The sequence below is a fragment of the Bradyrhizobium stylosanthis genome (assembly GCF_001641335.1).
GTDB classification, from domain to species: domain Bacteria; phylum Pseudomonadota; class Alphaproteobacteria; order Rhizobiales; family Xanthobacteraceae; genus Bradyrhizobium; species Bradyrhizobium stylosanthis.
Map to the genome: position 1 here is coordinate 288,171 of NZ_LVEM01000001.1, position 12,239 is coordinate 300,409.

Here is a 12,239-nt window from a genome sequence, read left to right on the forward strand (position 1 = left end):
TCCCCCAAAAGTCCTGAGGGTGCGGTGGGCAGATGCCGGAGTCAACCGCCTGCGGCGTGAGGCCCGCGTCCCTACGCCTTCTTCGTCGCTCGCTGATACAGCAGGCACAGCAGCGCCAGCAGCACTGCGGCGGAGAGCCCGAGCGACCAGTGAATGCCGATCGCAGCGCCGAACACGCCGACGGTGATGCCGCTGAAGGCCCGCATGCCGAGCCCGGCCATGTTGTAGAGGCCGACGACGCGGCCGCGCATGTCGTGCGGCGCGTTCAGCTGTACCAGCGCCTGCGCCATGGTGTTGAACGACAGCTCGAAGAAACCGGCGAAGAACAGCAGCACGATCGCGACCGGATAGATCCGCACCGCGGCGAAGCCGAGCAGCGCGACGCTCCAGAGCATGGCCAGCATGATCGCGGTGCGCGGCGTGCCCTTCAGCCGTCCCCAGGATTCCAGCGCGATGCCGGCGAGCAGCGCGCCGCCGGCATCCGCCGCCAGCAGCACGCTGTAGGAGACGCCGGGATCGCCATGGCCGAGATCGCCGGCAAAGCCCGGCATCTGCGCGTGATAGGCATTGCCGATCATGAAGGAGGTGAGGCCGGCAAGCCAGGTCATCGCCGTCAGCACCGGCTGCGTGCCGATCGCGCGGATGGTGAGCACGATGTCCGCAAACCCGCGCACGGCGAAGCGCCGGACAGCCGCACTCTTGTCGCGGACGGGTGCCCAGAACAGCCACAGCAGCATCGGCAGATAGAACAGCGTGTTGAAGATGATGCCGTGCGAGGTGCCGAGCGTCAGCATGATGATTCCGCCGACCGCGGGCCCGACCAGAATGCCGAGATAGCGCGCCATCGCGTTGAGCCGCACCGCGCTGGGGAGATCCGCTGGGCCGACGAGGTCGTAGAGCAGCAGCTGGTTCGGTGTCTGCCACAACACGCCGGCGCAGCCGTGGATCACCAGCAGCAGCATCGCGTGCCACATCTGGATCGTGTCGGTCAGGAAGAAGAAGCCCCATCCGGCCGAGGCGACGATGAACAGCAGCATGCCGCACTGGATGATGCGGCGCGGATCGAACCGGTCGGCCAGCCCGCCGACCGCGACCGAGAACAGCAGGAACGGCAGCCAGTGCGACAGCACGGCGAAGCCGCCCAGCGTCGGCGAGTGGAATTTCTGGAACACCACCCAATAGCTGATCACATGCTCGATATTGTCGGCCATCATCGCCAGCACGTAGGCGATGAATTGCAGCCGGTACGGCACGGATTTCATCGCCGCGAACGAGCCGGACGCGACCACGGGATTTTGGGGCTGGGGGTTCAAGCGATCACCTGGGATGGGAATATGGTGGTCCCTACACGTTCACCTACTGGCGCTCAAGATATTTGGATGTGCTTGAAGAACAGCTATGTCTTGCATGGAAGTCATAACTTCAGCGAGGTCTATGGACCATGCCTCGGCAGTGCAAGAAGCCGCGAAGGACAAAAACAAAATAGGTGACGTCCCGGACGCGCACCTTGCTCATGCCTTGCGGCGGGTCCAGCTTTCCTGGGGCTCGTCGGCCCATGCGGTACCAAGACCAAGCATCGTGATCCAGGTCTCGGCCAGCTTGCCGCCATCAATGCGGTAGCTTTGCATGCCGGCACGACTACGCTTCTCGCCGGTCGTCGGATCGGGCCAGACGAACGCAAATCGGAACCACGCGCGGTCGATCGTGAAGGAATGATCATACACGACGACGCAGATTCCGGGCCGGTCTCGATGCACCGTCTGCAATTCCGCAGCATATTCGTCCCGTGTAACGGTCCGGTCGCCCCTCTCATCGTGACGGATGTAATGCGAGCCCACGCAGTCCGGGATCAGGTCAAATCGCCCCTCATGCCAGACTTGCTCCCAGCGATCGAAAAGCGCGCATATGCTATCAGTCATGGAACCCCGAATTGAATTGGTGCGTCACGGCACGCTTCGCTGCAAATTTCTTGCCGAAGTTCGGCCTCGCACCATCGAATGTGAGAAACATGCCGCCGGCGCAAGCCGCTCCCGTAGCCCGGATGAGCGAAATCCGGGGCGGCCGGTCCCGCATGTCGCTTCGCTCATGCGGGCTACAAATCCGAATCCTACGCCAGCGACTTCACGTACACCGCATATGGCACGCCCAGAATGTCCGGCGCCTCGCCGCTTCTGACAAATCCCATGCGCAGATACATCGGCAGCGCGACCGTCATGATCGTCGTCGTGTGCAGGGCGATGGCCTGCGCCTGGTCGCGCTCGGCGCGGCGCAGGCATTCTTCGGTCAATTGCCGGCCGATGCCCTTGCCGCGCGCGCCGGGATCGACCACCAGCATGCGGATCACCGGCCAGGCCGGATCGAAGAACGCCGGCTTCGGCGCGCGAGGGCCGATATAGGCCACGGCGCCGGCGATCTCGCCGTCGTCTTCGGCGACGATGATCTCGCCGGTCCTGGCCAGCTGCGGCATCTTCGCGACGTTGGCCGTGAACAGCGGCCAGTCGGAAAAGTGCGGCTCGAACTCGGCGAAAGCCGCCTGCGCGACGCGGACGATCGCGTCGGCATCCTCCTCTCGGTAGTCACGCAGCATCGGCATCCTCACTCGTAGCCCGGATGAGCGCAGCGACATCCGGGACCGCTGTTCCCGCATATCGCTTCGCTCATGCGGGCTACGGCATTACGGCACCTTGGCACGGCAACGCATCTCACATACGCTTCGCTACAGCCCGCACCATCGATCATAACAGACGGGCAGCGAGGACACACCATGGAGCAAATCCGCGTCTGCACCCACGCCGGGCCGGGCAGCGAACCCGTCATCAAGACCGTGTCGTGGCCGAAGGTCGGCAAGAAGGCCGCGCTGATCAAGGTCGGCGCCTGCGGGGTCTGCGGCACCGATCTGCATATCCTGAAGGGGCACTGGCCGAAGCCGCTGCCGTGGCCGTTCACGCTGGGCCACGAGATCGGCGGCGTCATCGTGGAATGCGGCGACGAATTCACCGAAGACTTCATGAGCAAGCCGCTCAAGGTCGGCTCGAAAGTGATGATCCCGCCGCTGATGCCCTGCGGCCAGTGCTATTACTGCATCCACTATCCGCAAACGGCGAACAAATGCCTGACGCCGGTCTATTACGGCCGCTATCTCGGCTTCGACAAGGCGCCGCACATGTGGGGCGGCTGGGCCGAATATGTCTATGTCGATCTCGAGATGCTGCCGGGCACCAAGATCTACAAGCTGCCCGACGACATGTCGCTGCGGTTAGGTGCGCTGTCCGAGCCGCTGACCTCCTGCATCCGTGCCTTCAACCGTGCCACCCGCGCCGGCGGATTCAGCTGGGGCGATACGGTGGTGATCCAGGGCTCGGGTCCGATCGGAATTCTCGCGGTCGCGGCCGCAAAGGAGATGGGGGCAGGGCGCGTCATCTGCGTCGGAGCGCCTGAGGAGCCGCGCCTAAAGCTCGCGCGCGAGTTCGGCGCGGAAGCGACCGTGAACATCGAGGAGATCAAATCGCCGCAAGAGCGGATCGATCGCGTGCGGAAAATCGTCGGCGGCTTCGGCGCTGATCTGGTGATGGACTGCTCGGGCCATCCGACCGCCGGCCCTGAGGGCATCGAGATGCTGCGCGACGGCGGCACCTATGTCGAGATGGGCCAGTTCACCGACGCCGGCTCCATCGACACATCGTGGCATCGCATCTGCACCAAGGACCTCAACGTGCTGGGCTCCTGGGGCTTCACCGGAAACGATCTGCCGCTCGGCGTGGATATGCTGTACCGCACGGCGGGCAAGTATCCCTGGCTGAAGATGCAGACGATCTATCCGTTCACGGAAGCGGGCGTCGCTCAGGCGGTCAAGGACGCCATGGCGATGAAGACGGTGAAGTCGACCATCGTGCCGTGGCCGGAACTGGTGGAGTGAGGATGGCGGCCGTCCCCGGCGATCTCGCCGCGTTCCTGGTCGAGGCCAAGCGGCGCACCTATGCCGGCCTCGACGATGACGCGACCGTGGCGGCGCCGCTGCTCGCCGGCGCGAAGCAACTCGAGCATCGCGCCGCGCCCTATGCCTATCGCGATATCTATTTCGGGATGGGATTCTTCGCCGGGCAGGAGACGGTGTCGCGGGACGAACGCGTCATCTGGTCGATGAGCTACAGCGGAGGGGTTGATGCGGGGATCGGGGATCGCGACACCTTTCTCGCGATCTACAAATTCCTGCGTCAGGCGTTGCTGGCCGTGTCCGTCGAACGGCCCTACCGGGGACCGCACCTGTTCGAGCAGGTGGGCATGATCTATCGCAACGAGGTCGAGGGGGCGCTCGGTCGTTTCCATGGCGTCGAGACGATCGCGCGGCAGAACGGCGCGCCGCTGTATGAATTGCGCTACAGTGGCGGTCTGCTGCGATAGATCAAATGCGCGGCGAGGACGAGATAATGCCAGACCCGGCCCGGCGCTCCCCCTTCAGCGCCATCCGCGCAATCGACTATACCGTGATCTTTGTCCGCGACATGGCGGCGATGCGCCGCTTCTACGAGGACGTCCTCGCGTTTCCGCTGCTGCGCGAACTCTCGCCGAACTGGATCGAGTACGGCATCGGGAGCAACACGCTGGCGCTGGCAAGGCCGAGCCGGACTGCGGCTGATGCGCCGACGCCGCCGGGCAGCGCCTCGCTGCAACTGGCCTTCAAGGTCGCAGCCGCCGAAGTCGATGCCTGTGCCGACGAGCTCCTTCGGCAGGGCGTGGCGCTGCTGTCGCCGCCGACGAACCAGTCCTTCGGCCACCGCACGCTGTTCTTCCGCGACCCCGACGGTAATCTGCTGGAGGTCTATGCGGAAATCTGAGCGTGGAGGGTGGTTTCACCCTCTCCCCTTGTGGGAGAGGGCGGCTCGCCGCGCAGCGGCGAGACGGGTGAGGGGTATCTCTCCGCGAGTCCAATTCGCTTTTGAATGCCGGGATAGATACCCCTCATCCGGCGCTGCGCGCCACCTTCTCCCGCAAGGGGAGAAGGAAGAGTACAGTCGCAACGGCCGCCGCAAAAGTTCCATCCGATATCCCCGAGTTATTCACGTCGAGGTGAAACTTCGGCCCAGGTTCCGGCTTTCACTTCGCAGGAGAGGTGCCGTGAAGCGAATCCTGAAACCGGTCACTTACATCCTGACCGCGATCTATTTCCTGGTGGATGCGGTCTTCATGGCCGTGGCGAGGCCGATTGCGCGCTGGATCGGGTGGCATTTCGAATTCAGGCGGCTGCGCGCCTGGATCAAGTCGCTGCCGCCCTATACGTCTCTCGCCCTGTTCTCCGTGCCGGTCATTATCCTGGAGCCGATCAAGCCGGTCGCGGCCTATCTCGCCGCAACCGGTCAGTTCGTGAGCGGCGCCGTGACGTTCATCGTCGGCGAATTGCTCAAGCTGGTGCTGGTCGAGCGCCTGTTCCACCTCACGCGCGACAAGCTGATGCGAATTCCCGCTTTTGCCTGGTGCTACGGAAAATACGCCGCGGCGAAAGCGTGGCTGCAGGCGACCGAAGCCTGGCGTGCCATCCGCGCCCTGGCCCGCGCGGCGAGGGACGCTGTTGCCCGCGCAAAAGCCAGACTGGCCGGCAGCTTCAGCAAACTGGCGGCCTCCCGGGATTAGGGTGCGCTGTCCGCTATGCGAGCTTGCGCGCGGCGGCGGTCGCCTTGTCGCCGGTGTTCGGCGTGCCGCTCGGCTCGATCAGCATGAGATGGACTTCCTCGCGCGCCACCGGGCGATGCTCGACGCCCTTGGGCACGACATAGAGCTCGCCCGGGCCGAGTGTGACAGTGCGGTCGCGCAGTTCGATATCGAGATGACCCTTCAACACGAGGAAAAAATCATCGGTGTCGTCATGCTTGTGCCAGGTGAACTCACCCTTCACCTTCACCACCATCACGTCGCAATCGTTGAAGGTCGTGACCGTGCGCGGCGACCAATGATCTCCGAAGGTTGCGAGCTTGTCGGCAAGCGATATTGCGTCGGTCATGTTTTCCCCGTTGCTCCCTGGTGAGGCAGGATTTGGGATCGAGGAGGGGGCACGACAAGGCCGTGCTCGTTCATCTCTCGATCCTGCCTGCTGAGGGGCGCGAAAGCCTCTACTTGACGTATCCGGACAGCATCGCGTGCGCCCATTCGGGGCGGCTGTTGGCGAGTGCACGCGCTGAGGCCGCCTGCCAGTCATATTCGAGCGCCAGAAGCTCGACCTGCCAGCCCCTTGCCCGCTTGGTGATGACCGCATACCGCGCGTGCGGCGAGCGATATTCCAGGTTTGCGGCAATAGGAATGTCCGCGAATACCGGGCAGCCGACGCTTCCCGGATTGAGAACCAGACATTCGCCCGGGGCCTGAATGACCGCCTGGCGGTGGCTATGGCCACACAGCACCACGCGGGCCGCCGGCTCACCCGCGAGGCGCGCTGCCAGCACGTCGCGACGGGCCGGCACAAAGCGTCCGTCGTCGAGCGATTCTTCGAGCAGGCACGTCGTATCGCTGTCCGGCGTGCCATGGCAGGCCAGGATCCCGTCGTCCAGCCGGATTTGGGAGGGCAGGCCGTGGAGCGTGCGGCGCTGCTCCGCGGTCAACGCGTTGCGCGCAAACAGGCCTGCCGGCGAGAGCTTGTCGTCCGGAAACTCCTCGATCCAGCGATCATGGTTTCCGCGCACGGTCGGCAACGACAGCGACTGGAGCGCTTCGAAAGTCTCTTTCGGCCACAACGGGCTGGTGACGCAATCGCCGAGGTTGACCGTGCGATCGACGCCCCGTGTCTTGATGTCGGCCAGCACCGCCTCCAGCGCGGCAAGGTTGCCGTGGATGTCGGAAATGATTGCCAATCGCATCGTTGCGCTCCCTTCTTGTTTCGCCCGAACTTGAGTCCGCCAGGTTACCGGACATATCTATCCACTTGGCAGAGGAGGTCACGCGCTCATTCCCGGCAGATCCGGTTGCGCCCACCTTAAGCAAGGTGGCCGGGAAAATCCGCTGCAACCTTCGGGCGCGGCCCTTTCCGCCAAGCCATGCATCAAAGGCATGGTGATTTGGGAGCACTTGGCGTAAAGAGCGCCCAGATCAAATCAAGCGTGCGGCCGGGCCGATTGCCGCGCACGCCCGCTCAGGTCCGCCGGTTCACCGTTTGCGCGCCTGAATTAACCAAGGTTTCCCATCTCGTGTCTCTTCCGGCCCTCACCCCGCCGCTCGCCCGCGCTTTGGCCGAGCGGAATTATGATTCACTGACCCCCGTCCAGCTCGCCGTGCTCGCCCACGAGGCGACCAGCCGCGATCTCCTGGTCTCGGCGCAGACCGGCTCCGGCAAGACCGTCGCCTATGGTCTGGCCATCGCCAAGAACCTGCTCGACGATGCCGAGCGGTTCGAGCAGGCCGGTGCGCCGCTCGCCCTGATCGTGGCGCCGACCCGCGAACTGGCCTTGCAGGTTCAGCGCGAACTCGCCTGGCTCTACGGGCATGCGGGCGGGCGGGTCGTCTCCTGTGTCGGCGGCATGGATCCGCGGCGCGAGCAGCGCGAGCTTGCCGCCGGTGCGCATATCGTCGTCGGCACGCCCGGCCGTCTGTGCGACCATTTGCGGCGCGGCCGGCTCGACATCTCCGAACTGACAGCGGTCGTGCTCGACGAAGCCGACGAGATGCTCAATCTCGGCTTTCGCGAGGACATGGAATTCATCCTCGAAACCACGCCGGAGACGCGCCGCACGCTGATGTTCTCGGCGACGTTCCCGCGCGGCATCGTCGCGCTGGCGCGGCAATACCAGCGCGACGCGTTCCGGATCGAGGTCGCGGGCGACGAGGGCGGTCACGCCGACATCGAGTACCGCGCCATCCGGATCGCGCCCGCCGATGCCGAGCACGCGGTCGTCAACGTGCTGCGCTTCTACGAGGCGCCGAGCGCTCTCGTGTTCTGCAGCACACGCGATCACGTCAGGCATTTGCAGGCGGCGCTCCTGGAGCGCGGCTTTTCCGTGGTCGCGCTGTCGGGCGAATTGACGCAGAACGAGCGAACCATGGCGCTGCAGTCGCTGCGTGATGGACGCGCCCGCGTTTGCGTTGCGACCGACGTCGCCGCCCGCGGCATCGATCTGCCGAGCCTCGATCTCGTCATCCATGCCGACCTGCCCAACGACGCGGAAGTCATGCAGCACCGCTCGGGCCGCACGGGACGCGCCGGACGCAAGGGGACGAGCGTCCTCCTGGTGCCGCCCGCGCGGCGGCGGCGTGCCGAACTGCTGCTCAATCTGGCAGGCGTCGATACGGAGTGGGGTACGGCGCCCCAGGCCGACGAGATCCGCAAGCTCGATCACGACCGCATGAAGGACGTGCTGTTCACCGAGGAGACGACTCCCGACGATCTGGCGCTGGCGCAGGCCTTGCTCGCCGAGCGTTCGGCCGAGGACATCGCCGCCGCGCTGGCGCGGCTCTATCGTGCGCGCCTGCCGTCGCCGGAGGACATCATCGATCCCGGCGAACGACCCACCCGGTCACGCGACGATCGCGGCCGCGACAAATTCCACGACAGGGGCKAGGGCGGCGACGATCGTCCCGGCAAGCCTCGTGCGAAATCGGGGAAGGCGTCGTCGAAGCACGCCATGGCGGAGGGCAGCGTCTGGTTCCGCGCCGCGATCGGACGGCGCAAGAACGCGGAAGCGCGCTGGCTGCTGCCGATGATCTGCCGCCGCGGCGGCATCGACAAGCGCGACATCGGCGCCATCAAGATCATGGACACCACGACCGAGTTCGAGATCTCCCAGCGGGTCGCGGAGTCCTTCGCCGTGAAGGTCAAGCGTCCGGACAAGGAAGACAGCATCCGGATCGAGCCGATGGCGGATGCGCCGCAGGGCCGCGAGCCCCAGGAGGAACGGTCGCACGAGCCGCGGCGGGAAGATCGCGACGGTGATCATCGCGAGCGGCGCGAGCATCGGCCGCGCGAGAAGGGCTTCAAGCCGGGCGGCAAGGGTTTCGGCGAGCGCGGGCCGAAGTTCGAGGATGCCCCGTCATTCGGAAAGAAAAAGAAGCACAAGAACAAGCCGGGCCATGCAGAGCCGTCGGTGACGCCGTGGCCCGCAAAGGGCGGCGCGCCGGGCAAGAAGCCGAAGAAGAAAAAGCACCGCGGCTGAGAACGCCAGACATGCAGACAGCAATGATGCCGCCGGATTGCGCCGGCGGCATCATCCGAAAAACCTGTGTGGGCTCAGCGGCCGCCGCCACCGCCACCACCACCACCGCCGCCACCACCACCGCCGGCATCACGCAGCGCCGAATTGTATCGCGGGTCGGTCTGCCTCATGTAGATGGGCGAGATGTCATGGGTGGTGCGAGCGACGCGACGTGCGCCGCCCTGGTTCGGCAGCTCGACCAGGCCGGCGCAGCCCTCGAAGAAGGCGAATTCGCAGCCATAGGTCCGGTACTGCGCCGCGTTGGCGCTGGTCGCGCTGAACGCCGCCGTCGCAGCAAATGCAATCAAGGCAACTTTCGACAAAGTGAGTTTCATGGATCTTCTCCAGTCTCGGTTCGGCGAAACCGGAACGGCCCGCACAGTTCTTCGACGGGAGCTGACCGAAGCCGGTTCGAGCGCGCGGCTTCACGCCCGCGTGAGCCGCGACTTGCCGGCTGGGACGTTAGGTCGCGGTGAGGTCGCGGAGCATGTAGGTCGCAGCCTCGCCATAGGAGGCGAGCTTTGCGCGCAGTTGCGCATCCGCCGGAACCGCCCGAAAGCCGTGCCGCTCCCACAGCGGCTTCGTGGCATAGACCGAGACCAGCGTGAGCGTCGCGATACCTGACGCACGGGCCAGCCTTTCCATGTCAGCGATATAAGCGCGCGACGCGCCGCCGCGGAAATCCGGCAGCACCGCGACGTCGTGCACATAGAGGCAGTCAGCACCGTCGGGGATTTGCTCGAGAAAAACGTCGAGCGGCGGAATGCTGTGCTGCTTCCAGGGATGCGCCAGCCCATACCCGGCGATTGCATCATCTGCGACGAGCACGCGGCAGCCGTCTGGACAGAGCCGCATCTTCTCCGCGAACACCTCCGCCCGTTCCGGAAGGTCGGGATGGATGCGCGCCGCGATCGCGCTGATCGCGGGAAGGTCGGAGGTGCGGGCGTTGCGCCAGTGCGGCTTGATCATGTCGGTCGTCGCTTTCGTCTCGCTCATTCCAGTTTATTCCGCCGTGCCGGTCCGCGCAGCGAAAAATATCTTGGCGGCTTCCGCAGGAATACGATGCCGTCTGCGGCGTCCTACCCATGCAAGCCAATTGCATGACAGGAGACACCATGACGTCCTCGATCCGCCTCGTGCTCACGCTCGCCGTCTCGCTCGCGCTCGTTCCCGCCGCCTTCGCCGCGCCGCCGACCAAGACCGGCAAGACCGACAAGGGCACCGTGCTCACCGACGCCAAGGGCATGAGCCTCTACACGTTCGACAAGGATGCAGACGGAAAATCGGCCTGCAACGGCCCGTGCGCGACGAACTGGCCGGTGCTGAAGGCCGAGGCCAGCGATGCCGCCGGCGACGGCTACACCATCATCACCCGCGACGACGGCTCGAAGCAGTGGGCCTACAAGGGCAAGCCGCTCTACACCTTCGCCAAGGACACCAAGCCCGGCGACGTCACCGGCGACGGCTTTCTGAACGGCGCCTGGCACCTGGCGATGCCGTAGTCCGTCTCCGGGATGCGCGGGGCGGGCTGTGTGACGCAGCCTGTCCTCGCATCGCACGCTTTACGCGGGCGGTGCTGGCACCAGACCATGGCGCAGCATCGTCTCTTTCATCTTCGCGGGATCTGGCGGCGTGCCGGCCGACAGGAGCGCGGCCATCTCCCTGAAATACTGCGGTCCCAGCACGCCAGGGCTCAGGATGCACAGGCATGTCGCAGGCCCGGCTGACCGGTTGGCGAAGCCGTGCACGACGCCACGCTTGATGAAGACGGATTCGCCGGGACCAAGATCGGTCTGCGCGCCGTCGATCGTCCAGGTCGAGACGCCGGACAGCCCGTAGATCGTTTCGTCCCAGCGGTCGTGATAGTGCGGGATCGGCATCCGCGCATTGGGCTGCAGCGTCATTTCGAAGATGTCGACGCTGCCGGCGGTGTCGTCCTTGCTCTGCAGGAAGCGGAGCTGAAGCGAGCCGAAATCAATGATGTTGGACATGGCTGTTTCGCCTGGATGAAAGGCTGCATCGAGACCGCGGCGCTCGGTCAGTTCGCAACGAAAGCGACCGCCGCCCGTCATACGCCATAAGCCCGCGTGCCTGCAATTTGCTCATCGCGTGCGGCGGACGCTTCTCCGCACCGCGTTCGTCGTCCGGGGGCCTGCAGGCCGGACTGATCTCAAGTTGGCGGATGCAATCGCAGCAACTTTAGAGACGCAGGATACCGTCCGCGGCCCCTCGTCGCTCGAAGCGAAATTATTTCAAGTCGAGAGTCCGAAAGCGAACCGAAGTCACGATCCCGGTTGGCCATAGTGGGCTCAGGCAGGGGGCGAAAGCGGCTTTTCAGCAGCATCGCTCCAATTCGAGAATAGGGGCACTGGTTTCCCGGTGCGGCCCGCACCTGGGAGAGCTTCTGGAAGTCTTCAATCCATTGTCTGGTTTCGCGTGAAGGGATGAATGACGATGAATGATGCCAATGTGAAAGCCGGGACGAATGCCGCTCCGCTGGGCGGGCCGGCGAACGGCGGTGCAAAGTTCAAGTTCGACATGCCATTTTTCAACATCCAGGCGATCTTCGGCGATCTCGCCGAGCAGGGCGCCGCGCGGGCCAAGGCCGATATCGAGCAGATGAAGGCGGCTTCCGAGGAGATCACCGGGGCGCTCCGCGAAGCCTGTTCGAGCAACGCCACGCGTGCAGCCGATTACGGCGCCAAGGTCATCGAAATTTCAAACATCAACACCAGCTCCACGCTGGAATTCCTGTCCCAGCTTGCGGATGCGAGGTCGTTTGCGGACGTCGTGAACCTTTCCACCGCCCACAGCCGCAAGACCTTCGAAGCGGCTTCCAGCCAAAACCGGGAGCTTTGGGACCTTGCCCAGAAGGTCGCCACCGAGACGGCCGAGCCGATCAAGAAAAGCTTCAACCGGGTTCTGCATAGGGCTGCTTGAATCGAGGCGACCGGCCGCGTGAATCGGCTGGACGAGCGTCTTCGCCAGAAGAGACGCCGTCCAGCCGATGCGGCGACAGCGTGCCGCAATGTGATGCCAGGCTGGAGGAGATCAGGATGGGTATGGTGA

General features: G+C 64.8%; 15 protein-coding genes. 7 read left to right on the plus strand and 8 right to left on the minus strand.

Features of this window, described 5'->3' with window-relative positions; all coding sequences use genetic code 11:
* Positions 1–71 precede the first annotated feature (71 nt).
* The 3 genes from A7X65_RS01445 to A7X65_RS01455 form a co-directional block, all read right to left on the minus strand.
* Positions 72–1,313, minus strand: a complete 1,242-nt coding sequence (locus A7X65_RS01445; RefSeq protein ID WP_283806124.1) for an MFS transporter — start codon at positions 1,311–1,313, stop codon at positions 72–74.
* A gap of 198 nt (positions 1,314–1,511) precedes the next feature.
* Entirely contained in the window at positions 1,512–1,919 is a 408-nt protein-coding gene (locus A7X65_RS01450) for a nuclear transport factor 2 family protein (RefSeq protein WP_063682601.1), read from the minus strand.
* A 188-nt stretch (positions 1,920–2,107) separates the two neighbouring features.
* Positions 2,108–2,593 (minus strand): GNAT family N-acetyltransferase, encoded by a 486-nt coding sequence (locus A7X65_RS01455; protein WP_245323195.1) that lies wholly within the window; start codon positions 2,591–2,593, stop codon positions 2,108–2,110.
* A 171-nt stretch (positions 2,594–2,764) separates the two neighbouring features.
* Here A7X65_RS01455 and A7X65_RS01460 point away from each other — a divergent pair, with 171 nt between their 5' ends.
* From A7X65_RS01460 to A7X65_RS01475, 4 genes are all read left to right on the plus strand, one after another.
* Entirely contained in the window at positions 2,765–3,916 is a 1,152-nt protein-coding gene (locus A7X65_RS01460) for a zinc-binding dehydrogenase (RefSeq protein WP_063682602.1), read from the plus strand.
* 2 nt (positions 3,917–3,918) lie between these two features.
* Positions 3,919–4,401: a DUF5680 domain-containing protein gene (locus A7X65_RS01465; protein ID WP_063682603.1), complete on the plus strand. Its 483-nt coding sequence runs from the start codon at positions 3,919–3,921 to the stop codon at positions 4,399–4,401.
* 26 nt (positions 4,402–4,427) lie between these two features.
* The gene (locus A7X65_RS01470; protein WP_063684738.1) at positions 4,428–4,835 is read left to right on the plus strand and encodes a VOC family protein; all 408 of its coding nucleotides are present in this window, start codon (positions 4,428–4,430) and stop codon (positions 4,833–4,835) included.
* A gap of 280 nt (positions 4,836–5,115) precedes the next feature.
* Positions 5,116–5,628, plus strand: a complete 513-nt coding sequence (locus tag A7X65_RS01475) for a hypothetical protein (protein ID WP_063682604.1) — start codon at positions 5,116–5,118, stop codon at positions 5,626–5,628.
* A 13-nt stretch (positions 5,629–5,641) separates the two neighbouring features.
* Here A7X65_RS01475 and A7X65_RS01480 read toward each other — a convergent pair whose 3' ends face one another.
* Together A7X65_RS01480 and A7X65_RS01485 are read right to left on the minus strand one after the other, a co-directional pair.
* Positions 5,642–5,995 carry a cupin domain-containing protein gene (locus A7X65_RS01480; protein ID WP_063682605.1) on the minus strand — a complete coding sequence of 118 codons (354 nt, stop codon included), beginning with the start codon at positions 5,993–5,995 and terminating at the stop codon, positions 5,642–5,644.
* A gap of 109 nt (positions 5,996–6,104) precedes the next feature.
* Positions 6,105–6,845, minus strand: coding sequence for a metallophosphoesterase family protein (locus tag A7X65_RS01485; RefSeq protein ID WP_063682606.1), 741 nt, complete (start codon positions 6,843–6,845; stop codon positions 6,105–6,107).
* Between the two features lie 327 nt (positions 6,846–7,172).
* Between A7X65_RS01485 and A7X65_RS01490 the strand changes: the two genes are divergently transcribed.
* Complete coding sequence (locus tag A7X65_RS01490) at positions 7,173–9,131, plus strand: DEAD/DEAH box helicase (RefSeq protein ID WP_063682607.1); 1,959 nt, start codon at positions 7,173–7,175, stop codon at positions 9,129–9,131.
* A 74-nt stretch (positions 9,132–9,205) separates the two neighbouring features.
* Here A7X65_RS01490 and A7X65_RS41390 read toward each other — a convergent pair whose 3' ends face one another.
* Together A7X65_RS41390 and A7X65_RS01500 are read right to left on the minus strand one after the other, a co-directional pair.
* On the minus strand, positions 9,206–9,505 hold the full coding sequence (locus tag A7X65_RS41390) for a hypothetical protein (protein ID WP_063682608.1): 300 nt from the start codon (positions 9,503–9,505) through the stop codon (positions 9,206–9,208).
* 127 nt (positions 9,506–9,632) lie between these two features.
* Positions 9,633–10,139 (minus strand): GNAT family N-acetyltransferase, encoded by a 507-nt coding sequence (locus tag A7X65_RS01500; protein WP_063684739.1) that lies wholly within the window; start codon positions 10,137–10,139, stop codon positions 9,633–9,635.
* Between the two features lie 146 nt (positions 10,140–10,285).
* On the opposite strand from A7X65_RS01500, the gene A7X65_RS01505 reads away from it, so the two are divergent.
* Positions 10,286–10,672: a COG4315 family predicted lipoprotein gene (locus A7X65_RS01505; RefSeq protein WP_063682609.1), complete on the plus strand. Its 387-nt coding sequence runs from the start codon at positions 10,286–10,288 to the stop codon at positions 10,670–10,672.
* Between the two features lie 60 nt (positions 10,673–10,732).
* Here the strand turns inward: A7X65_RS01505 and A7X65_RS01510 are convergent, their stop codons facing one another.
* Complete coding sequence (locus A7X65_RS01510; protein WP_063684740.1) at positions 10,733–11,161, minus strand: cupin domain-containing protein; 429 nt, start codon at positions 11,159–11,161, stop codon at positions 10,733–10,735.
* Between the two features lie 457 nt (positions 11,162–11,618).
* Between A7X65_RS01510 and A7X65_RS01515 the strand changes: the two genes are divergently transcribed.
* Entirely contained in the window at positions 11,619–12,110 is a 492-nt protein-coding gene (locus A7X65_RS01515; protein ID WP_245323196.1) for a phasin, read from the plus strand.
* Positions 12,111–12,239 lie beyond the last annotated feature (129 nt).

Bases quoted from the DNA above. Each gene is read 5' to 3' on its own strand.
- A7X65_RS01465 (WP_063682603.1), top strand. From the start codon at position 3,919: ATGGCGGCCGTCCCCGGCGATCTCGCCGCGTTCCTGGTCGAGGCCAAG.
- A7X65_RS01450 (WP_063682601.1), bottom strand. From the start codon at position 1,919: ATGACTGATAGCATATGCGCGCTTTTCGATCGCTGGGAGCAAGTCTGG.
- A7X65_RS01455 (WP_245323195.1), bottom strand. From the start codon at position 2,593: ATGCCGATGCTGCGTGACTACCGAGAGGAGGATGCCGACGCGATCGTC.
- A7X65_RS01480 (WP_063682605.1), bottom strand. From the start codon at position 5,995: ATGACCGACGCAATATCGCTTGCCGACAAGCTCGCAACCTTCGGAGAT.
- A7X65_RS01505 (WP_063682609.1), top strand. From the start codon at position 10,286: ATGACGTCCTCGATCCGCCTCGTGCTCACGCTCGCCGTCTCGCTCGCG.
- A7X65_RS01515 (WP_245323196.1), top strand. From the start codon at position 11,619: ATGACGATGAATGATGCCAATGTGAAAGCCGGGACGAATGCCGCTCCG.
- A7X65_RS01470 (WP_063684738.1), top strand. From the start codon at position 4,428: ATGCCAGACCCGGCCCGGCGCTCCCCCTTCAGCGCCATCCGCGCAATC.
- A7X65_RS01485 (WP_063682606.1), bottom strand. From the start codon at position 6,845: ATGCGATTGGCAATCATTTCCGACATCCACGGCAACCTTGCCGCGCTG.
- A7X65_RS01510 (WP_063684740.1), bottom strand. From the start codon at position 11,161: ATGTCCAACATCATTGATTTCGGCTCGCTTCAGCTCCGCTTCCTGCAG.
- A7X65_RS41390 (WP_063682608.1), bottom strand. From the start codon at position 9,505: ATGAAACTCACTTTGTCGAAAGTTGCCTTGATTGCATTTGCTGCGACG.
- A7X65_RS01500 (WP_063684739.1), bottom strand. From the start codon at position 10,139: ATGATCAAGCCGCACTGGCGCAACGCCCGCACCTCCGACCTTCCCGCG.
- A7X65_RS01460 (WP_063682602.1), top strand. From the start codon at position 2,765: ATGGAGCAAATCCGCGTCTGCACCCACGCCGGGCCGGGCAGCGAACCC.